This is a genomic window from Maridesulfovibrio sp. (assembly GCF_963676065.1).
GTDB lineage: Bacteria > Desulfobacterota > Desulfovibrionia > Desulfovibrionales > Desulfovibrionaceae > Maridesulfovibrio.
On the sequence record NZ_OY780933.1, the window covers coordinates 2,972,269 to 2,993,073 of the forward strand.

Genomic DNA, 20,805 nt, shown 5'->3' on the forward strand with positions numbered 1-20,805 from the left:
GCACGTATTTAAAAAAAGTAATATTATGTGTTATTTTTATCTATAATTCGACAAAATTCGTATCTAAAACAATAATCTGCCATTAAGGGTTGACGCTGTAATAGTAAAATGATTTAAGAGTAATTAGAATTTTCAATACATTAGCGTTCGAATGAAGGACAAAATCAGAGTGATACTGTCTGAAATTGAATGTTGATGGAGAATAAAATTAGTACGCATTGCGGTTTGGGGGCGGATATGTTTCTACCTTTGGATTGAAGACCGCGATGTCAGAGGGGTAACCCCACTGATCTTTAATTAGAGGATGGAGGTTTTTATGAAATTCTCTGTGGGACTCGGAAAAGTTGGAGCGGAAGAACGCCTGGAGCAGAATGGCGTTTCCCGCCGCGATTTCATGAAGTTCTGCGCAACAACTGCCGCTGTAATGGGAATGGGACCTGCTTTTGCGCCAACTGTAGCTGAAGCCCTAACCCAAAAAAGGCGTCCTTCTGTTGTTTATCTGCATGCAGCTGAATGTACCGGCTGTTCAGAGGCTGTTCTTCGTACTGTTTCGCCGTATATTGATGCGCTAATTCTCGACACAATTTCCCTCGACTACCATGAAACCATCATGGCTGCCGCAGGACATGCTGCCGAAGAAGCATTACATCAGGCTGTCAATTCACCAGAAGGTTATATCTGTGTAGTTGAAGGCGGTATACCCACTGCAGATGGTGGAGCTTGGGGTAAAGTGGGCGGTAAGACCATGCTGGAAATCGTGGAAGAAATCGTACCGCACGCTAAAGCTACTATCTGTATCGGAACCTGTGCCTGTTACGGTGGTGTTCAGGCTGCTGCGCCGAACCCGTCTAAGACAAAAGGTGTTTCCGCTGCTCTTGGTGGCGTGACTACTGTAAATCTGCCCGGTTGCCCGACCAACCCGTTCAACTTCGTAGGTACCGTTGTTCATTACCTGACCAAAGGTATCCCCGAGCTTGATGATGTTGGCCGCCCGAATCTCTTTTATGGTGAGTCTGTGCATGATAACTGTCCGAGACTTAAACATTTTGATAATGATGAATTTGCACCTTCCTTCTCATCCGAAGAAGCCAAGAAAGGTTACTGCCTGTATGAGCTGGGATGTAAGGGACCGGACACCTACAATAACTGTCCGAAAGTCAAGTTTAATCAGACCAACTGGCCTGTTGAGGCTGGTCACCCATGTATCGGTTGTAGTGAGCCCGATTTCTGGGATGAAATGAGCCCGTTTTACGAGCAGAGCTAGAGCTGTAAACTAAATAGAAGTTTAAGCCAACTTTCTATTCATTTGGAGGATTGTATATGTCTGGTTGCAAGGCTAAAACGGGCCCCGCTGTAATGGCGACCCCTTTTGATAAAAAATACACCGGTCCGGTGATTGTCGACCCGCTTACCAGGATTGAGGGTCACCTCAAGATTGAAGTTGAGGTCGAAAACGGTAAAGTAAGTAATGTTTGGAGTAGCTCCCAGCTTTTCCGCGGTCTTGAAATTATTCTTAAAGGCCGTGACCCGCGTGATGCACAGCACTTCACCCAGCGTTCCTGTGGTGTTTGTACTTACACTCATGCGCTGGCTTCCACACGTTGCGTAGATAACGCTGTCGGCGTTGATAAAAATCTGCCCGAAAATGCACGTCTTATTCGTAACCTCGTGCTTGGTGCTCAGTATCTGCATGACCATATTGTGCATTTCTATCATCTGCATGCTCTTGACTGGGTTGACGTAGTAGCTTCTCTTCAGGCTGATCCCGTTAAGGCGGCTAAGATCGCTAACAGTCAGTCTTCCCGCGTTACCAAAGCAGAAGATCTTAAAGCTGTTCAGGAAAAACTTAAAAAGTTTGTTGATTCCGGTCAGCTTGGTATCTTCACCAATGCTTACTTCCTCGGTGGACATGATGCATACTACCTGCGCCCCGAAGAAAACCTTATTGCCACCGCTCACTATCTTGAAGGTCTGCATCTTCAGGTTAAGGCAGCACGCGCAATGGCTGTTTTCGGCGCTAAAAACCCGCACACTCAGTTCACCATCGTTGGTGGTGTAACCTGTTACGACTCCTTGACTCCTAAACGTATTCAGGAATTCAAGGATCTTTATAACGAAACAATGGCATTTGTTAACGAATGCTACATTCCTGACCTGCTGATGGTTGCTTCCTACTATAAGGACTGGGCTGGAATCGGTGGTACCACCAACTTCCTGACCTTTGGTGAATTCCCCGATGTTGAAGCAGACATTCACAGCCGCTTCCTCGAGCAGGGTGTCATCATGAATCGCGATCTCAGCAACATCATGGATTTCAACCCTGAGTCAATCAAGGAAGACATCAGCCATAGCTGGTATGACGGTGACTCTTCACTGCATCCTTATGATGGTGAAACTGAGCCTAAATACACCAACTATGAAGACCGTGATCGCTATTCATGGATGAAAGCCCCCCGTTACAAAGGGGAATCCATGGAAGTTGGTCCGCTGGCACAGATGCTGGTTTCTTATGCTCGCGGCAACAAGAATGTTGTTCCTGTTGTTAATCATGTCCTTTCCACTCTCGGTGTTGGACCTGAAGCACTGTTCTCCACTCTTGGTAGAACTGCTGCCCGCGGTATCGAAACTGTTGTTGCCGGTACTAAGATGGCCGAATGGGTTAACAACCTTGAAGACAATGTTGCTTCCGGTAACACTGATCTCGCGGTTGAATGGGAAATGCCCGATGAAGCTGAAGGTGTCGGATTTGTTGGCGCACCTCGCGGAGCTCTCTCCCATTGGATCAAGATCAAGGGCGGCAAGATCGAAAACTTCCAGTTGGTTGTACCTTCTACCTGGAACCTCGGCCCCCGCTGTAATCAGAACAAAATGTCCGCAGTTGAGGAAGCCCTCATGGGTACTCCTATCGCAGATGCCAAGCGTCCTGTCGAAATCCTGCGTACTGTTCATTCCTATGATCCTTGTATCGCTTGCGGCGTACACGTCATCGACGCTCATACCAACGAAGTTCACAAATTCAAGATCCTCTAATTGGTATAAGCTTCAAGGAAATATTGCGGGAGCCTGTTGTTCAGGCTCCCGTTTTTTAATTTCTATTTGAAATAGTTGATTTTTTGGTTGTAATTTCATTCCAAATCAAGCTACAGAGAGTCATAGGGTTGGAATAGAGATGGACCGTTAGATAATCTTTTAGAACCCGTAGCGAAGCTCGATAAAAGTTTTTGAAGAGTCCAGAGAAATTTATACAAAAAGTTTTTCTGGTCCTCGGAGAGCCGCCGGAGGTATCTGAATGACAGAGAAAAAAATTTTAGTTCTTGGCGTGGGAAATATACTTTTTACTGATGAAGGCATCGGCGTGAAGGTAGTTAATGAACTGATGACCCAGTACTCATTTTCCGACAACGTGGAAGTTATGGACGGCGGGACGCTTGGCACCAAGCTGATGGGGCCCATGATGGAATGCGATTTTCTTATAGTGGTTGATGCTGTTCTGGGTAATGACGAACCCGGTTCCGTTTACCGCTTGACAGGAGAGGATTTGCGTAGGAGTCTTGCTTTCAAAGATTCAATGCATCAGACCGATCTGCTCGATACAATGGTCCTGTGCGATTTGTGTGACAGACGTCCTGAGTGTGTGGTAATCGGTGTAGAACCAAAAGATTATCAGACCATGCATGACGAAGTTTCCGATGTGACGCTGGAGCGACTTCCTTTCATGATGGAAAAGGTGCTTGAGGAAGTTTCCGCAGCTGGCGGCAGTTATGAAAAGATGGCCTAGTGCCGAGAAGGGGTGTTTTTCATGTGTTTAGCTATTCCTGTTCAGATTAAGTCCATTGAAAATCAAGTAGCCAAATGTAAAGTGGGTGAAGGTGAAACCTACCTTGACGCTTCCCTTATGCTTTTGGACGGTGAAGTTGAGATAGATGATTATCTGATTGTTCATGCCGGTTTCGCTCTGCGTAAACTTGATCCTAAAGAAGCGGAAGAAACTCTCAAAATTTTGCGCGATATGGTTGAATTGACCGAAGCTGAAAGGAATAAGGCTTGTAGCGTGTAGCTTATTTTTCAATCAAAATCCCGGCAGTCTAAAAGGTTGCCGGGATTTTTTTGTTTTTTGACCCCGGCAAGATATGCTGCTGTTGAAAAACTATCACTATTCAACTTTGGTTATCAGTGATAATTAATTGAATTGAATTTCAGTAAGTCTTTGGGAGAGATTATGATAAACAAAGAGCGAATCCTTAATCTTTTTTTTGAACTTGTACGTATCGACAGTCCTTCCTTGCAGGAAAAGGAAGTCGCGGTTTGTCTGCATAAAAAAATGGAAGAAAGAGGGTATACGGTTACAGAAGATAAAGCCGGTGAACTTAGCGGTGGGAATACTGGAAATCTGATTGTCCATGTCCCGGCAACCGGTGAAGGTACTCCGATTGCTTTTTCCGCACATATGGATTGCGTCCATCCATGCCACGGCGTTGAACCGATTGTGGAAGGTGATCTGGTCCGCAGTAAAGGTGATACAGTTCTTGGCGGTGATGATAAAGCCGGGATTGCTATGGCAATCGAAGCCCTGAATCATCTTGAAGATGAATCCATCCCTCATCCTGATGTATATTTTGTTTTTTCCATCTGTGAGGAATCCGGTATGCATGGAGCCAAAAATATTGATACCAGCCTGCTTCCGGCAAAGGACATCATTATACTTGATTCCGGCGGAAAGGTGGGAAGCATCGTTGTCGCAGCACCGGCCAAGGCCGGTATCATGATGAATTTCATCGGTAAATCCGCCCATGCCGGCATTGCCCCGGAAGAAGGCGTAAGCGCAATCCAGATAGCGGCGGAAGCTGTATCGAAAATGAATCTGTTGCGAATAGATGAAAGTACCACCGCGAATCTGGGCCACATTGAAGGCGGCAGCGTGACCAATATTGTAGCTGACTCGGTTTCCCTTACAGCTGAAGCCCGTTCCTTACATGATGAAGTTCTGAATAAACAGTTGGAACATATGGAATCCTGCTGCGCTGATGCCGTTAAGAAAATAGGCGGTAGCTATAAGTTTGAATATGAGATTTCATACCCCGCACTTCATGTGCCTGAGGATAGTACAGTTCTGGCAAAAGTGGAGCAGGCGTGTATTAATATCGGATTAGATCCGGAGAGAGGCCCTACCGGTGGTGGCAGTGATGCGAATGTTCTTTATGGAAAAGGATATAACGCGGTAACTCTCGGCATTGGTATGAGTAAGGTCCATACGACAGATGAGTTTATCAAAATGGAGAGCCTCACCCGGGGCGCTGAATTGGTGGCCGAAATTATGAAAAGCTAGATTATCCTCATAATTCCGGGCAGATGAATTCTTTAAACAGCTTGCCCACCTTAAAAATGCGGAGGTTCATATGCCGTTACCTGAAAAAGATGCCATAATTTTTCATCCAATCGGATACATCCGTTCACCTTTTAAAACAGTTGAAGGAATGCCTATTCAGCCATCTGGAGCCAAGGATGCTGTAGGTAAAATTGAGCTTCATGGCGCCCTTGAGGAAGGTCTAAAGGATCTTGAGGGATTTTCACATATTATTCTGCTGTACCATTTTCATAAAAATGAAGGGTACAAGTTAACCGTTAAACCGTTTATGGATACGGTGGAACGGGGGCTTTTCTCTACACGCGCACCGCGCAGGCCGAATATGATCGGTAAATCCACTGTTGAACTGCTCAGTATTGAGGGCAATATCCTAAATATCAAGGGCGTTGATGTTCTTGATGGAACTCCGCTGATAGACATCAAGCCTTACGTTTCAAAGTTTGATGCCGTGCCGGCTACCCGTTTCGGGTGGCTCGAAACCAATGCAGAGAAATCGGCTACTTTGAAATCAGATGAGAGGTTTGCCGAAGATTGATTGCATTACCCGGCAGGCCATAATCATTTCGTTATGAAAAATTAAAGCCCCCGCTTTTCGGCAGGGGCTTTAATTATGGATTAGACTGTAAGACGGTGAATGCTATTTGATTCCCTCAGGATGACAGGCGGAATTAACGCAGCCGGTCATTTCTTTATCGTTGCCGAATTCCTTTACATGGCATCCGAGGCATGAAGCGCGCTTAAGATTCTTGCGCTTGTAATGCATGGCCTTGAAGTAGGATTTATAACCTTTTACCGGAACCGGTTCAAAGTTGTTATGGCAATCGGCGCAACTGGTCGGTTCACCTGTCTTTTTTGTTTTATGGTGGCAGTCAACGCATTCATAACTTTCATGACTTGAATGGTTGAAGACTACACCGTGGTCTTTAGGACTATTACCTTTGATGTAATTGATGACCAGATCATCTTTCGGGGCTGTCCAATCTTCCTGTGCTCCTGCGCCGATGGCAACGAACACAATGCCCATCATACACAGGCATGCGATCAATAATTTTTTCATCTTATCTCTCCCTGCCCGTTAGGCTTTCTTTTTAAGAGCGGTGAGGAAACCGCGTCTTGAAGTTTTAGACGGGCTGACGCCGGCCATCATTGTTTTGCGCTGCTCGGATGAAGCCAGAAGGTTGTCGTGATAGTTTTCCGGCTTGGTTTCGCAGAGGTAGATAACCCGCACATCCTCGGGATCGGCGAGGTAGGCATTGGGATTGGTCTTTTTAAGTTCCGCAAGCCTTTCGTTGGCGAGTTTAAGCATGTCCGCACGGTCACCGAAGTTCATTGTTCCGGTGGGACAGCTCTGCACGCAGGCAGGGAGCATCCCCATTTCCACACGGTCAATACACATGTCGCATTTAGAGAAGAGCCCTGTTTCCGGGTCCTGACGTGGAACGTTATACGGACACATTTCCCAGCTTTCAATCTTACCTTTCGGCAAAACAGCTTTGTCCGTCATGACTACGGCTCCGGTCTTTTCATCTTGAACGACAGCTCCGGGGGCATACATGTTCGCAATGTACTTGCACGGAGGCTCAAGGCAGTGACGGCACTGTTCCGGGAAGAAAAGCCAGCGGAATTTACCGTTTTCATCAAAGGCCTCGTTGAAACGCACCAAACGGATGGTCTTGGATGACAGGTCCTGCGGATTCTGATGTGAACCTACATTGCGGGTTTTTTCCGCAGGTAGTTTCTTCCATTGTTTGCAGGCAACCTGACAGCCACGGCAAGCGGTACAAAGGGAGAGATCTACAAAGAAGCTTTTACCGGACATTAGTTATCACCCTCCTTCCACTTACGGATGTTGACCATGAAGGCCTTATATTCGGGGATACCGGTGTTCGGGTCACCCACATTGGGGGTTACAATGTTTGCAGAGTCGCCGCCGTTCGTCGGAGTTACCCAGCCGTAATGCCAGGGCATGCCGACCATGTGAACATCGGTGCCGTTAATGTTGTAAGGTTGGATTCGCTTGGTAACCATTGCGATGGCCCAGAGTGAGCCACGTACACTTTCCACGGTGACTTTCTCACCATTTTCAATGCCGCGCAGCTTAGCCAGTTCGGGGCTGATTTCAACAAACATCTGCGGTTCAGCTTCCACCAGCCATGATTGCCAGCGTGTCATGGAACCTGTCTGCCAGTGTTCTGTGATACGGTAAGTAGTTCCGACGAACGGATAGCGCGGATCACATACAGCCTTTTCCTCACCCAGAATCTGTACCGCCGTGGGGTTGTGCAGGGTTTTGGAGAAGGGATGTTTGTCTACCGGACATTCGAGCGGCTCGTAGTATTCCGGCAGGGGACCGTCAGCGCGGCCGGGGCCGAAGAGCTGACCATAACCATGTTTGCGCATAATGAACGGATGGCGTGTGCCGGGCTTCCAGCCACCATCGGGAACGTCGCCGATCCATTTTGATCCGTTCCACTTAATAACCGCTTTTTGGGGTGCCCAAGGCTGTCCTTTTTCATCAACCGAAGCCCGGTTGTAAAGGATGCGGCGGTTTACAGGCCAACACCATGTCCAGTTAGGGAAAAGTCCAATATTGGCCTGTTCCTTCGTCTGGGTGGCATCATGACGTTCGGATTTGTTTCCTTCGTCGGTCACGGAGTTGCAGTACAGCCAGTTTCCGGAGGTAGTGGAACCGTCTGCCTGCAGGTAAGCGAAGCTCGGGACCTGCTGTCCTTTTTTGAATTTTTTACCTTTGACTTCCACGTCGCGGGTAAACCATCCGTTGCAGAGTTTAGCAGTTTTTTGAGCACTGAATTCGAGATGGCCGTGTTCGTTTTCTTCGCACATATTCTCAAAGCTGAGGTGGGTGATAGGTTCAGGGTACACACCACCTTCTTTTTCATACAAAGCTTTAAGTTCTTCCCATATTTCATGGAAGTAGTGACCATCGGTCATAACATTTTCAAAAGCCTCAGGTCCTTTATAACGCCACTGCATCCAGCGGCCGGAGTTGGAAACAGAACCTTCTTTCTCAATGGATGATGCACAGGGGATGAAGAAGGTTTCAGTTTTGACCTTTTTGGGGTCCATTCCCGGACCTTTCCAAAAGTCACTGGTTTCGCATGGGAAGAGGTTGACGTTGACCATCCAGTCCAGCTTGCTGATGGCAGCTCTGGTCTTGAATGAATCAGAACTGGAGCAGGCCGGGTTCATTCCCCAGATCAGTCCGCCTGTGAATTTGCCTTTGTGCATGCGGTCGATAAGCGGAATCCATGAATACTGGTCGGCTCTATGATTATCGAGGCGCGGCAGATACTGATAGCCTTGTTCCGGTGTGTCTTCAGAGTACATGGCCTTGATCAGACTGGCAGAGTACTTGGGATAGTGCTGCCACCAGTTGGCTGATTCCGGGTCGTTACTCTTAGGAGTGTAGGTGTTGTTATATTTCTCAAGAGTATCCTGCCCGGCGAGAGGAGTTTTCAGGTAGCCGGGGAGAATGTGGTAGAGCAGGGCGTAGTCAGTGGAACCCTGAACGTTACATTCACCGCGCAGAGCATTAACGCCGCCGCCGGCGACACCTATATTACCGAGCATAAGCTGGATCATCGCCATGGCGCGGATATTCTGTACACCAACAGAATGCTGGGTCCAGCCCATAGCGTACATGATGGTTCCGGCTTTGTCCGGTTTTCCCGTGGCAGTGTAGGTATCGTAAAGCAGGTCAAGATCTTTTACGGAAACACCTGAAATGGAGGATACTTTTTCTTTAGTATAGCGAGCGTAATGCTTTTTCAGAATCTGGAATACACAATTGGGATTCTGCAGTGATTTATCCTGCTTGGGAATTCCCTTGTCATCCAGCTCAAAAGCCCACTGGGATTTATCATATGAATTGTTCTTGTGGTCGAAGCCTGAAAAAAGGCCGTCTTTGAAATCAAAATCCTTACCAACGATAAAAGAAGCGTTGGTGTAATCAACCATATATTTATGGAAGTAGCGCTTGTTCTTGATGATGTAGTTAATCATGCCGCCAAGAACAGCGATATCAGTACCTGAGCGCAGGGCGATATATGCATCAGACCTTGCGGAAGTACGGGTGAAGCGCGGGTCGACATGAATGATCTTGCCGCCGCGTTTTTGTGCTTTTACAGCCCACTTGAAGGAAATGGGATGGTTTTCGGCAGCGTTACTGCCCATTATAAGAATGCAATCACTGTTCTGAAGGTCATTCCAGTGGTTGGTCATCGCACCGCGTCCGAACGACTCTACCAGAGCCGCAACAGTTGCGCTGTGTCAGATACGGGCCTGGTGCTCAACGTAGACCAGGCCGAGAGAACGCATGAAGCTGTGCATGGCGTAACATTCTTCGTTATCCAGCGCAGCGGAACCAAGGGAAGCTATGCCCATCGTCCGGTTAACAACCTGACCTTTGGCATTCTTCTTTTCAAAGCTTTCATCGCGAGATTTTTTGATCAGCTTCGCAATGCGTTTCTTGCAGAAATCCCAATCCTTTTCTTCCCATTCTTCAGCGTAGGGAGCACGGTACAGAAATTTACCGACTCGATTCGGGTTTTCAGACATCTGGATGGTTGCCGCCCCCTTGGCACAAAGGGCACCTTCGTTGATGGGGTGGTCGGGATCACCTTCCACGTTAACCGCACGTTTGGTCTTAAGATCAGTGTTGACTAAAAGTCCGCAACCGACCGAGCAAAAAGCACAGACCGATGTTGTTTGCTTGGTCCATTTGGGGCTGAGCTGTTTCGCCCGTTCCTCAGCTGTGTTCGCAAAGGCCTTCCCAAGCCCGCCGAACACTGGAACAGCGGCAAACCCCGCAGCTGCCGCCGTCGTCAGCTTTACAAAATCTCTACGATTAATGTTCATTATCGCTCCTGAAATTTGAGGGTGTTCCAATCATCTGTAGAACAACCTACCCGTCAAGAGGAATGAATGAAAAAAAATAATGCTTGTAGTGTTAATGACACAATTTAATATATGCGGGAATTGATATAATTGATGAATTTTACTGATAAGTATTTGTATTTTAAAGAAAAATTGTGTTTATCATTAACTGCCGCGGTCAGTGCTCAATTTGGTTTCATTATATTTGGCGAATAACTTTAGGTCTGTGTTTTCTTAGTTAACATATTGTAATTAAAAGTTTTTATGTTAATGAAAAGGTCGAGCTAGTGGGGTTCCATGATGCTATTGTTACTAATCTGACATAATTAAAACAAATTATCGGTGAATATCGTTTTTTTACAATAGCAAAAATAATTATTTTAATATAATCAATCTGTTACTAGCATAAGGTCAAAGTTAATTGATTCCGTTTTGGTACCAAAAATGAGATGACCTGTACTCAATCCCGTAAAAAATTACGCACAGGGCGAAATTTACTTCTTCTTTTTTTAATTACTTGGGGAACTTGTAGAAAATTAATGATTTCCATTGGGCCGCACATTTTTTTGATTTCGTTGCATACAGATTCCTGTTCCTGAGAATTCAGTACGCCAAGGATAACTATTTTATTCTGTACGACTTTAATTGTAATTTTTGATGATGGATATTCCGGCTCAATCAACCCTTTCAGCTTGATTTCAATCTCAGAAGAAGCATTTTGTTTTGAAGTATCTTTTTTGGGCAGGTAATAGCTGACTCCATTCAAGCCGCCTATTGATTTAGCACAGTGTATAAGTCCGTTTCGCTGAGCTTCATCTTCAACTTCGCCAACCACAAATCCATGTCCTAAATATACATAGCTTGAAATCTCAATCAGGCTTTGGGGATATTTTAATAAGATTTCCTTATGCAATTGCAATTGCAATCTGCTGTCCTGAGCCTGAGTAATATAAGGGCGTTCATCTTTAACCGCTTTGAATATCCTGCCGTAAGGCATGAAGCCGGCGGCAGCTTCAGTCGTGATTAGAGTTGCAGTGACCAGCAGCGCGAGCCAAAAATATTTTTTTATTAGTCTGTCCATAAACTGATTCTAGTTTTTATTTATCTAAAAAGAAACCCCGCCATTACAGCAAATGGCGGGGTTCGTATTTAAAAAGCAGTATAAAAAACTAATCAAATTTTTTACGCGCTGTTCCTTCTTTATAGAAGGGCAGTTCGCTTTTCTTGGCTTCAAGATCCTTGCGAGCTCCTTTGATAGTGAAGGCTTCGGCTTCGGCATCATCTTTATTAATGTATGCAAGTGCAATGGAATAGCCCAGAGTGGGTGAGAAGGAACCGCTGGTTACTTTACCCACTTCTTTGCCGTCGAGCATTACTACATCATCGTGACGAGCAGCGCGGCGACCTTCGATGGTCAGAGGAATGAGGATTTCTTTAACTTCTGTGTAAGCATCTGCGGGAAGCAGGAAACCGTAACCGCCTTCACGGGGGTTGTGCTTGGTATCAAGGTCCTGACCATAGAGCGGGTATCCGCACTCAAGACGCAGTGTATCGCGTGCGCCCAGTCCGATAGGTTCAACCCTTTCATCGGCAACCAGTTTTTCCCAAAGCGAAACAGCTTTGTCAGCGGGCAGGTAGAATTCGTAGCCCAGTTCGCCGGTGTATCCGGTTCTGCTGACAATCAGGTTGTAACCGTCGAATTCGGTTTCTTCAAAGTTGAAGTATTTAAGATGCTTGAAATCGCGACCGAAAACAGACTCGAGAACGTCCAGGGCGAGAGGGCCCTGAAGGTCGATTTTGGCGGTTTCGTATGAAATATTTTCAAAGCTGAGATTATCGGGAAGTCCGGCATCAATCCAGTTGAAGTCACCTTCTTCACAGGCGCCGTTGACTACCAGCATGTAGGAATCTTCAGCAAGGCAGTAAATGATCAGGTCATCAAGAACCCCGCCTTTTTCATTGGGCAGGAATCCGTAGCGGCATTTACCGGCTGCAAGGGTATCCAGATTCTGTGTAACCAGTTTATTCAGGGCGTCTTTAGCTCCCTTGCCGCTAAGTTTAAACTCACCCATATGGCTGATGTCGAAAACTCCGACACTTTCGCGGGTCTGCTTATGTTCAGCAATGATGCCCTTATACTGGACGGGCATTTCAAATCCGGCAAAAGGTACTAGCTTTGCGCCGTTTTCACGGTGCCACTCAGTCAGGGGGGTAGTGCGCAGTGCAGTCAATTTTTTACTCCGTATACATTGAAATGGCCTTTAATTTAAAAGGCTTTTCAAAATTAAATTTAAACCAATCCATTCACGGAAGTTCCTTCATCATATAAGGAACGGCTCTTACGGATTGACCTGAATTCATCTAAGACCACCACCAAACGGCCATAATATTTTCTTACATCAAGACCGTAAGCAGTCAGTTCATCTTCCGGACGGGAAATATAATTCCTTCTCAAGTATGAGTCATTGAGGACTCTGTTGCCGATCTTTAATGCTGTTTCCACCAGCTTGTCAAAGTAGTTGACAATTTCAAATTTAAGATCGTTCATTATTTCGGTCATCACCTGCAGCATTTCAAGGTAACCTATATGTTTACCGCGAAATTTTCGTGATTTAAGATCTTCAAGAACCTTCAGTTTACGGGCCTGCTGGATGTAACTGTATTTGGACCAGACTTCCTGATAAAGATCGGTCAGATCATTGAAAGGTTCATAGTTGTCCGGGGCCAGGAGATAACTGTCCAGTACCTTTACAACCCCGGAATAAAATTCTTCCGAATAACCGATGATCCTGCGTTGGTGTTTGGACAGCCACGCAAAAAGAAATTTTAAACGCCGTTCATGAGTTTCAGTGTCCGCAATCAGTTCATTGCGTTTGTAGACAATGTTTCCCGTGTACTCTCCGCGCACAATATCGTTGAGCAGGATTGTCATACTGGATGCGTCTTTAATCACATTGAAATCGGACGTGCATTCGCCTGTAAGCGGATGTATGACCTCCTGTCTGTAAACAGAAAGGGCACGGTCTTCGCGGACGTTTTCCGGGTTAAATTTGTGTTGGCGGTATCTTACCTTGAGTATGACGACCCGTTTTTTCTCGTCTACAAAAAAACCGCCTTTTTTCAGCCCGGCAATTGTTTCCTTATTATCCTTGCTAACCTGAACCAGCGCTATTTTTTCCACGCGTGGATAGTGTCGTGCTTTGGGATGGGAGAAGAGTGAAGTAATTGTCCGGTCGGACTGACCAAGCACACGGACCATGAATTTTTCACCCATTCGGTGCAGTCTGCGGGCGAAAAGGGCTGAGGAAGTGCGCCGTTCCGAAACAATGGGGAAGCCGTGCAGTTCCATAAGAAATGTATAAACGAATAAGCGGTTGTATTCGTAGAGCAGGTTGTCACCTGGCTTGAATTTACCAATTCTGATTCCGAATCGTTTTAGTTCATTATCCAGATCGGAAGGAAAAGATCCGAATACACCGGAAAGATAGAATTTACCTGTGTTATCCTGCGCCATTACATGAGCGCGTTCAATTTCCAGCAGATGCGGTATGATATCCCCATAATTTTTCAGGGCTGAAATATCTGTGTCGCTGTATTCGCTTAAAAAGTCTTTATGCGAACGTTTGGGAAGCCTGCTTTCAAAGGTTTCAATATTTGCTTTTAAAATGGAGTCAAAAAGCGGGCAGGCGGCTTCGGTGGTGCTATCATCCAGCAATCGAGGGCTGTGTAAAATATCGAACTGGAAAATTTCCTGAAAAAAATTCAGAGGACGTTCAAGGGCGACCATGCTGAAGCCCGGCAGTTTTTTATATTCGTACAGGTCTACTTCAAAAGAAGGCAGGAGTTCCCGGGAATCAACCAGCGGGTACTGATTGCGCTGTTCAAAATAAGGTCGCAACAGGCAGTTTTTTATATGAATATGGTCTAGATACAGGCGAAGCCCATCCAATGATTTTAAATCATAAACATCATGCGAGGAATCGGTTTCCTCGTTACAGGTTTTCCCTGTATATTTGGAAAATGCTTCCTGCCACATCTTCATACCCTGCATGTGCTGTAGAATTAAAAGGGGACCCCTCTTTATTTGTTAAACAATGATTAGCTTGAACCGCAAATAATTACAACAGAATTTATCTAGATAAATTGTAGAAATTGATTTTTTTTTAAAAAAGATGCTATTTTTTGCAGGAGATATTTTTTTTGGGTCAAATATGGTACGAAATTACACATTGGAGTGTGATAATGAGATGAAAAAGGCTCGTAGGTAATCATGGTAGCTGTTGACCGGGGTAGCTCTTTCAAATAAGAATGATACGGATTTGATTATATCATAAGATTTCTCTTTCTAACGACCAGAATTTAAGGATGAAAATATATGAGTCTAGATAGCTGCTCCAATATTGAAAAAAATAAGGTTGATTGTCCCTGTACTTATAGCGGGTGTCCCCGGGCAGGAGCATGTTGCGAGTGCATTAAATATCATCGGGCCAAAGATCAACTCCCGGCCTGTTATTTCACTGCGGAACAGGAAAAAACATATGACCGGAGCATTGACTTCTTTATTGAGTGCAGGACCAAATAAACCATGCCTAGAAACGAAATTTTAATTAATATCCTCAGCATTGTATGCAATGTATTTGAGGCACATAGTGTTGTTTTGTATCTGCCGGACGGGCAGCACGGATACTCACTATCCACATATTTCAGCCTTGGTGATGATATTTCACCTAAAGGAACTCCGCTCCAGAAAAAGAGCCTTGCCGGAATTGTGATCGGGAAGAACGAACCATTGTTCATCAACAATATGGATCGTAAGGGCTCAACAACTCTCGGGTATTACGATAACCGTGAAGATGCAAAGGTTAAGGCCTTTATGGGTACACCGTTGGAGCAGTCTCTCGGCGCCATTTGTCTGGATAGTAAACGAACATATTCGTTCAGCACCAAAGATTTAAAAATTCTTTCCCAGTTCGGGAAGATGATTACCTCCATGCTTTCCTGCATTCGTTCCGTAGATGCAGATGGACGGAAAAATGAATATTTCATGACTCTTAAGCTGCTTCATGATTTACGTAAGCGGCAGCCTAAATGGGGCTCTTTTCTGGATAATCTTTTAAATATGACTGCAAGCACCAGTGGTTTTTCCCATTCTTTCCTTACTGTTATTGATCAGAGAGGAACTTCTTTTTATATTGAAGGGGAAAATAAACCTATTTTGCAAAAAGGTGATTCTAAAACGGCTCTTTTCCCTTTGGGAAGCGGGCTTGTGGGCTGGGTTTATAAAAATAATGAACCCATGTTCATTGAAGAAAACAATGCAGGACAGGCCGCTTCCAGCCTGTTAGGGGCCAGCGCGACAACTCTGGATCTCATGAGTGTCATCTGTCTGCCGCTTGTTTTTCAGCGCAAGACGCGGGGAGTTCTTGTGCTTGCCAATGAAGATCCAAAACGAATTGATGAGGACTTGAAGGATTTTCTATTTATGGTATCAGAATACCTGAACCAGTTTCTTGAGAATCTCTTTCTGAAAAGCAAGCTTGCGGAAGCACGTACTGCCTTGCAGAAAGTCACTCCGAACAAGACCGACCCGGTTTTGATCAACGACAACTAATCGTTCCAACGAGGCCTTATTTATATGTTATGGGCTAAATTAATGAGTTTTTTAGGCAAGGATCTTGCCATGGATCTGGGCACGGCGAATACGCTGCTTTATACCCCGAAGAACGGAATCATTCTCAATGAGCCGTCAGTCGTAGCCTTGGATGCCCGTGATGACTCCGTGATTGCCGTGGGCAAGGAAGCCAAGGAATACCTTGGGCGTACTCCGGACAAGATAAAAGCTATCCGCCCAATGAAGGACGGGGTTATCGCCGATTTTGAAGTGACAAAAAAAATGATCGCTTTTTTCATTAGAAAAGCGATCAAAGGCCGCAATCTCGTCAAGCCTAAAATTATTATCTGTGTGCCTACGGGTATTACTCAGGTTGAGAAACGGGCTGTGATTGAATCCGGACAGCAGGCGGGGGCACGTGAAGTGCGTCTGGTTGAAGAGCCTATGGCGGCCGCTATCGGTGCCGGATTAAATATTCATGAACCGGAAGGGAATATGGTTGTGGACATTGGCGGCGGAACTACCGAAGTTGCGGTGATAACGCTCTCTTCTGTCGCTCACAGTCAGTCTGTCCGCGTGGCCGGTGATGAGATGAATCTCGCCATCATGCGTTACATGCAGGATGAATTTAAATTGCTGGTAGGGGAAAACTCTGCTGAAAGAGCTAAAATACAGATCGGCTCCGCAATAGAATTACCAGAACCGTTGACCATGACAATTTCCGGCCGCAATCTGCTGGATGGTAAGCCCAAAGCGATTGAAATTAATGATTCTCAGATCCGGGAAGCCATTGCGGACCCCGTAGCGGCTATCGTTCATTCTGTCCGGGTCGCGCTTGAGCGTACCCAGCCTGAGCTTGTGGCCGATATTTCCGAAAATGGACTGCTGCTGGCAGGAGGAGGGGCTTTGCTTAAGGGGCTTGATGAACTCATTCACCGTGAAAGTTCCCTTAAAGTTATCATTGATGACGATCCTTTAACAACAGTTGTGCGCGGAACCGGACTTAGTCTACAGAAAGATAAAGGTTATGAAAAAGTTTATATAAACTGATTTGCTATGAAACAACTACTTGAAAAAGCCACAGCTATAGTTCTTGAAGCCGGTGAAATAATCAGGGAAGCATACAATAAGCCTAAGAAAATCAAGCATAAAGGACGCATCGATCTTGTGACTGATACGGATCTTGCCGTTGAAGATTTTCTTAAAGTAAAGCTTGCGGAAATTTTGCCCGGTTCGTCTTTTCTGGCTGAAGAAACTTCCGGAAATGCTGATCTGGTAGACCGTACATGGATTATTGATCCTATTGACGGAACCACTAATTTTGCTCACGGACTGCCTATGGTGGCTACTTCCGTTGCCCTCTGGGAAAATGGTCAGGTCGTTATGGGGATCGTCAATCTGCCTATACTTAATGAAGTGTTTACTGCCGTTCGCGGTCAGGGAGCATTCATGAACAATGAACCTATTCATGTAACGGATTGCGATTCTCTGGAGAAATCCCTGATATCGACCGGTTTTCCATACGCTATTGAAGAACACGTGGACTCTATCACCGAAGCATTAAGTAGGGTGTTGCTGGCCACTCAGGGGGTACGCCGTCCCGGCGCGGCTGCTCTTGATTTAGCCTATCTGGCCTGCGGAAGATATGAAGCATATTATGAGAATTCCCTCAAACCATGGGATATGGCTGCAGGATGGCTACTGGTCGAGGAGGCCGGGGGCAAAGTGACCGAATACGGACAGGATGAATTCAATCTCTACTCACCAGCGATTCTGGCCAGTAATTCTCACATCCATGATTTGATTAGAAAATTGATCCTGCCGGAAGGTTGATTTATTTGAATTTGAAGAGCAGTCCCCGATCGTGAAGGAAGACAAGGGCCGGGACAAGCAGTTCCCGATATTCCTGAACAAGCCAGTTCAATTCGCTTTCTGAATAGAAATAGCCGGATTCAGCCTTTTCCTTGTTCAGTTCCGGGAAGAAACTAAGTTTATCCAGAACGTATAAGTTGACGAATTCATATCCGCTTTCGGAAGAAGCTTTAATTTCTTCAATCAACTTCAGGTTGGAACTGTGTATGCCAAGATCTGTTTCAAGTTCACGCAGGGCCGCTTCCTCTCCGGCTTCGCCGGTATGGACATGGCCTCCTGCTGAAATATCCCAGCGTCCTGAATAGAGTTTTCTTTGCTTGCTTCTTTTTTGAAGAAAAAGTTTTCCTTCAACGTCATAGATCAGTATAATGACCGAGCGATGACGTAGCGACTGACGATGGACTTCGTTTATGTCCATACTGATAAAAGGGAGATTGTTTTGATCGACAACCTCAATATTAACAAAAGTTTTTTTCACTTTTAAACAATTTCTTTTCGTTTTTGAACATCGAGTTCTTTCAATTCAGAGAAATAATGTGTAAGAAGTTCACATTGGCTTTAATTGTGATCTTTCCTTTTCCACTTATGTACGGGTAGATAACCTATTTATGAAAAGCACGGAAGTCACCTCTGGCACTCAAAAAATTTTAGATCTCGGCCCTGACCACATTAGTCAGCTCAGGGCTCTTGAGGCTCTATGTTTTGATTACCATTGGACCGAAGATCAGTTCCGACTGGGGTTGGAGGAAAAAGCCTTCTTTGTCTTAGGGTATGAAGAACGCGGAATGCTGATCGGCTATCTGGCTTATTCAATTGTGCTTGATGAAATGGAAGTTCTCAATTTAGGGGTCCACCCCCGGTTCAGGAGAATGGGAATTGGCAGGGCGCTGATGCTGGAGCTTTTGCATAAGTGCCGGGAGATGAATGTGATTAGAGGGCTTCTGGATGTTAAAGAATCCAACAATCCCGCCATCGGTCTTTATAAAAGCCTCGGCTTTAAGCAGGTGGGAGTACGGAAGAATTATTATCCGGATACAAGGGAAGACGCCCTCTTATATGACTTGGATATTTAGTCAGTAATTAAACCGAATTAACCACGGAGTGAGCATGCGCTTCATTGACCAACTTGACATTGCAGGTAAAAAACTGCTGATGAGAGTTGATTTTAACGTCCCTCTCGACGGCGAAACCATCACTGACGACAACCGCATCAAAGCCGCTGTCCCTACATTTAAATATGCACTTGAGAAAGGCGCTTCGGTCATCGTCATGGCCCATCTGGGCAAACCCAAAGGTAAAAGAGTAGATTCCTTAAGCCTTGCCCCTGCGGCTAAGCGTCTCGGCGAATATCTTGGAATGGAAGTTCCTCTCGCTCCCGACTGCATCGGCTCCGAGGTGGAGAAAATGGCTGCCGAGCTCAAGCCCGGTCAGGTCATGATGCTTGAAAACCTGCGTTTCCATCCTGAAGAGCAGGGTAAAACTCCTGACGACCGCGGTGATTTCGGCAAACAGCTTGCAGCTCTCGCTGATATTTTTGTTAATGATGCGTTCGGTGTGGCTCACCGTGCGAATGCTTCTGTTGTCGACGTTCCTTACGCTTCTAAGGATTGCTGTGCCGGATTCCTGTTAAAACTTGAATGGGAATATCTTGGCGAGGCACTCAAAAATGCGCGTAAACCTTACATTGCTGTTTCCGGCGGCGCCAAGGTCTCTTCCAAACTCGGTATCCTTAATAATCTGATCGGCAAGGTTGATGATTTCATTATCGGCGGTGCCATGGCCAACACTTTTCTGCTGGCACAGGGCAAATCCGTTGGAAAGTCTCTCGTTGAAGAAAGTCTGGTGGATACTGCTAAAGAAATTATGGATAAGGCTGCTTCATCCGGTACAACCCTGCATCTGCCCATTGATTTTGTATGGGGCAGGGATATTGAAACCGCTCAGGGTGTCTGCACCGGTGATTCCGTTCCTGATGATGGTATGCTGCTGGATATCGGACCTGATTCAATTAAAAAGTTCTGTGAAGTTATCGAAAGATCAAAGACCATAGTCTGGAACGGCCCCATGGGACTTTTCGAGAAGGAACCTTTCGCGCAGGGCTCTCTCAAGGTCTGTGAAGCTATGGCCGGACTCGACGATGCAACCACCATCGTAGGTGGCGGTGATACTGACGCAGTTGTACATCAAGCCAAGCTTGAAGATAAATTCACTTTTATTTCTACCGGTGGCGGATCTTTTCTCGAATTTTTAGAAGGAAAAGAACTTCCCGCATTCAAAGCACTTAAGGAGAACAGCTAATGAAAAAATTAATGGCAGCCAACTGGAAGATGTACAAGACTCGCGCAGAAGCAAAAGCAACTGCCGAAGGTCTGCTTGAAAAAATTGAAGGTAAACTTCCCGCTGACCGTGAAGTCGTGATTGCCGCTCCTTACACCGCACTTGAAACAGTCGGTTCCGTGCTGGAAGGTAACGCCGATTGCCATCTTTCCGCTGAAAACCTTTATGCCAAGGCTGAAGGTGCCTTCACAGGTGAAATTTCTCCCGCAATGCTTAAGGATGTAGGCTGTGTATACTCTCTGGCCGGGCATTCCGAACGCAGGTCAATCATGGGTGAAACAGATGAAATGGTAGGTGAAAAGGTCGCTTTCGGTCTTGAAAACGGACTGTCCATGATTCTGTGCATCGGTGAAACTATCGACGAAAGAAAAGCCGGGGAAGTACAGAAGGTTATTGACGAACAGCTTGAAGCTGGTTTAAAGAGTATAGCTTCCGACTTCGCGCCTGAAACTGTTGTCGTTGCTTATGAGCCTGTTTGGGCTATCGGCACCGGTGAAGTGGCAGGCGAGGATGAAATCGTCGAAGCTCATGGCTTTGTTAGAGAAAAGCTGAAAAAACTTTTTCCAGAAAAAGCTAATGAAATCCGTATCTTGTATGGCGGAAGCGTGAAACCTGCCAACTGTGCCCAGATCATTGCACTTGACAATGTGGACGGAGTATTGGTAGGAGGCGCGAGCTTGGACGCGGAAAGTTTCAGCCAGATCGCACTGGCTTAAATCTCTGC

20 protein-coding genes are annotated in these 20,805 nt (G+C 45.8%); 13 read left to right on the forward strand and 7 right to left on the reverse strand.

From position 1 onward, the window contains the following. Positions 1 to 316 precede the first annotated feature (316 nt). From ACKU35_RS13350 to tsaA, 6 genes are all read left to right on the forward strand, one after another. Complete coding sequence (locus tag ACKU35_RS13350; RefSeq protein ID WP_319759797.1) at positions 317 to 1,264, forward strand: hydrogenase small subunit; 948 nt, start codon at positions 317 to 319, stop codon at positions 1,262 to 1,264. 56 nt (positions 1,265 to 1,320) lie between these two features. Next, a complete protein-coding gene (locus ACKU35_RS13355) occupies positions 1,321 to 3,030 on the forward strand; it encodes a nickel-dependent hydrogenase large subunit (protein WP_319759799.1) in 1,710 nt (569 codons plus the stop codon). Between the two features lie 259 nt (positions 3,031 to 3,289). Beyond that, positions 3,290 to 3,778 (forward strand): HyaD/HybD family hydrogenase maturation endopeptidase, encoded by a 489-nt coding sequence (locus tag ACKU35_RS13360; RefSeq protein WP_319759801.1) that lies wholly within the window; start codon positions 3,290 to 3,292, stop codon positions 3,776 to 3,778. A gap of 21 nt (positions 3,779 to 3,799) precedes the next feature. After that, on the forward strand, positions 3,800 to 4,057 hold the full coding sequence (locus ACKU35_RS13365; protein ID WP_319759803.1) for a HypC/HybG/HupF family hydrogenase formation chaperone: 258 nt from the start codon (positions 3,800 to 3,802) through the stop codon (positions 4,055 to 4,057). A gap of 162 nt (positions 4,058 to 4,219) precedes the next feature. Beyond that, on the forward strand, positions 4,220 to 5,326 hold the full coding sequence (locus ACKU35_RS13370) for a M20/M25/M40 family metallo-hydrolase (protein ID WP_319759805.1): 1,107 nt from the start codon (positions 4,220 to 4,222) through the stop codon (positions 5,324 to 5,326). A 70-nt stretch (positions 5,327 to 5,396) separates the two neighbouring features. Continuing rightward, the gene (tsaA, locus tag ACKU35_RS13375; RefSeq protein ID WP_319759807.1) at positions 5,397 to 5,900 is read left to right on the forward strand and encodes a tRNA (N6-threonylcarbamoyladenosine(37)-N6)-methyltransferase TrmO; all 504 of its coding nucleotides are present in this window, start codon (positions 5,397 to 5,399) and stop codon (positions 5,898 to 5,900) included. Positions 5,901 to 6,002: 102 nt separating this feature from the next. Here tsaA and ACKU35_RS13380 read toward each other — a convergent pair whose 3' ends face one another. From ACKU35_RS13380 to ACKU35_RS13405, 6 genes are all read right to left on the reverse strand, one after another. Then, positions 6,003 to 6,422: a cytochrome c3 family protein gene (locus ACKU35_RS13380; RefSeq protein ID WP_319759809.1), complete on the reverse strand. Its 420-nt coding sequence runs from the start codon at positions 6,420 to 6,422 to the stop codon at positions 6,003 to 6,005. An 18-nt stretch (positions 6,423 to 6,440) separates the two neighbouring features. Further along, complete coding sequence (locus ACKU35_RS13385; protein ID WP_319759811.1) at positions 6,441 to 7,184, reverse strand: 4Fe-4S dicluster domain-containing protein; 744 nt, start codon at positions 7,182 to 7,184, stop codon at positions 6,441 to 6,443. Continuing rightward, the gene (gene fdnG / locus ACKU35_RS13390) at positions 7,184 to 10,243 is read right to left on the reverse strand and encodes a formate dehydrogenase-N subunit alpha (protein WP_319759813.1); all 3,060 of its coding nucleotides are present in this window, start codon (positions 10,241 to 10,243) and stop codon (positions 7,184 to 7,186) included. The genes ACKU35_RS13385 and fdnG overlap by 1 nt, the downstream gene beginning before the upstream one ends. 478 nt (positions 10,244 to 10,721) lie before the next feature. Then, positions 10,722 to 11,342 (reverse strand): hypothetical protein, encoded by a 621-nt coding sequence (locus ACKU35_RS13395; protein WP_319759815.1) that lies wholly within the window; start codon positions 11,340 to 11,342, stop codon positions 10,722 to 10,724. Between the two features lie 88 nt (positions 11,343 to 11,430). Continuing rightward, complete coding sequence (gene gcvT / locus ACKU35_RS13400; RefSeq protein ID WP_319759817.1) at positions 11,431 to 12,492, reverse strand: glycine cleavage system aminomethyltransferase GcvT; 1,062 nt, start codon at positions 12,490 to 12,492, stop codon at positions 11,431 to 11,433. Positions 12,493 to 12,551: 59 nt separating this feature from the next. Then, complete coding sequence (locus tag ACKU35_RS13405) at positions 12,552 to 14,297, reverse strand: hypothetical protein (RefSeq protein WP_407944187.1); 1,746 nt, start codon at positions 14,295 to 14,297, stop codon at positions 12,552 to 12,554. A 339-nt stretch (positions 14,298 to 14,636) separates the two neighbouring features. Between ACKU35_RS13405 and ACKU35_RS13410 the strand changes: the two genes are divergently transcribed. The 4 genes from ACKU35_RS13410 to ACKU35_RS13425 are packed head-to-tail and all read left to right on the forward strand — an operon-like array spanning position 14,637 to position 17,705. Then, a complete protein-coding gene (locus ACKU35_RS13410; protein WP_319759821.1) occupies positions 14,637 to 14,843 on the forward strand; it encodes a DUF6485 family protein in 207 nt (68 codons plus the stop codon). A gap of 3 nt (positions 14,844 to 14,846) precedes the next feature. Then, positions 14,847 to 15,872: a GAF domain-containing protein gene (locus ACKU35_RS13415; protein ID WP_319759822.1), complete on the forward strand. Its 1,026-nt coding sequence runs from the start codon at positions 14,847 to 14,849 to the stop codon at positions 15,870 to 15,872. Between the two features lie 24 nt (positions 15,873 to 15,896). After that, entirely contained in the window at positions 15,897 to 16,922 is a 1,026-nt protein-coding gene (locus ACKU35_RS13420; RefSeq protein WP_319759824.1) for a rod shape-determining protein, read from the forward strand. Between the two features lie 6 nt (positions 16,923 to 16,928). Further along, positions 16,929 to 17,705 (forward strand): inositol monophosphatase family protein, encoded by a 777-nt coding sequence (locus ACKU35_RS13425; RefSeq protein ID WP_319759825.1) that lies wholly within the window; start codon positions 16,929 to 16,931, stop codon positions 17,703 to 17,705. A gap of 1 nt (position 17,706) precedes the next feature. On the opposite strand, the gene ACKU35_RS13430 is transcribed toward ACKU35_RS13425, so the two are convergent. Further along, positions 17,707 to 18,222, reverse strand: coding sequence for an NUDIX domain-containing protein (locus ACKU35_RS13430; protein ID WP_319759826.1), 516 nt, complete (start codon positions 18,220 to 18,222; stop codon positions 17,707 to 17,709). A gap of 130 nt (positions 18,223 to 18,352) precedes the next feature. Here ACKU35_RS13430 and rimI point away from each other — a divergent pair, with 130 nt between their 5' ends. The 3 genes from rimI to tpiA are packed head-to-tail and all read left to right on the forward strand — an operon-like array spanning position 18,353 to position 20,797. Further along, positions 18,353 to 18,817 (forward strand): ribosomal protein S18-alanine N-acetyltransferase, encoded by a 465-nt coding sequence (gene rimI, locus ACKU35_RS13435; RefSeq protein ID WP_319759828.1) that lies wholly within the window; start codon positions 18,353 to 18,355, stop codon positions 18,815 to 18,817. Positions 18,818 to 18,851: 34 nt separating this feature from the next. After that, positions 18,852 to 20,042, forward strand: coding sequence for a phosphoglycerate kinase (locus ACKU35_RS13440; RefSeq protein ID WP_319759830.1), 1,191 nt, complete (start codon positions 18,852 to 18,854; stop codon positions 20,040 to 20,042). Then, complete coding sequence (gene tpiA / locus ACKU35_RS13445; RefSeq protein ID WP_319759831.1) at positions 20,042 to 20,797, forward strand: triose-phosphate isomerase; 756 nt, start codon at positions 20,042 to 20,044, stop codon at positions 20,795 to 20,797. The genes ACKU35_RS13440 and tpiA overlap by 1 nt, the downstream gene beginning before the upstream one ends. Positions 20,798 to 20,805: the final 8 nt, after the last annotated feature.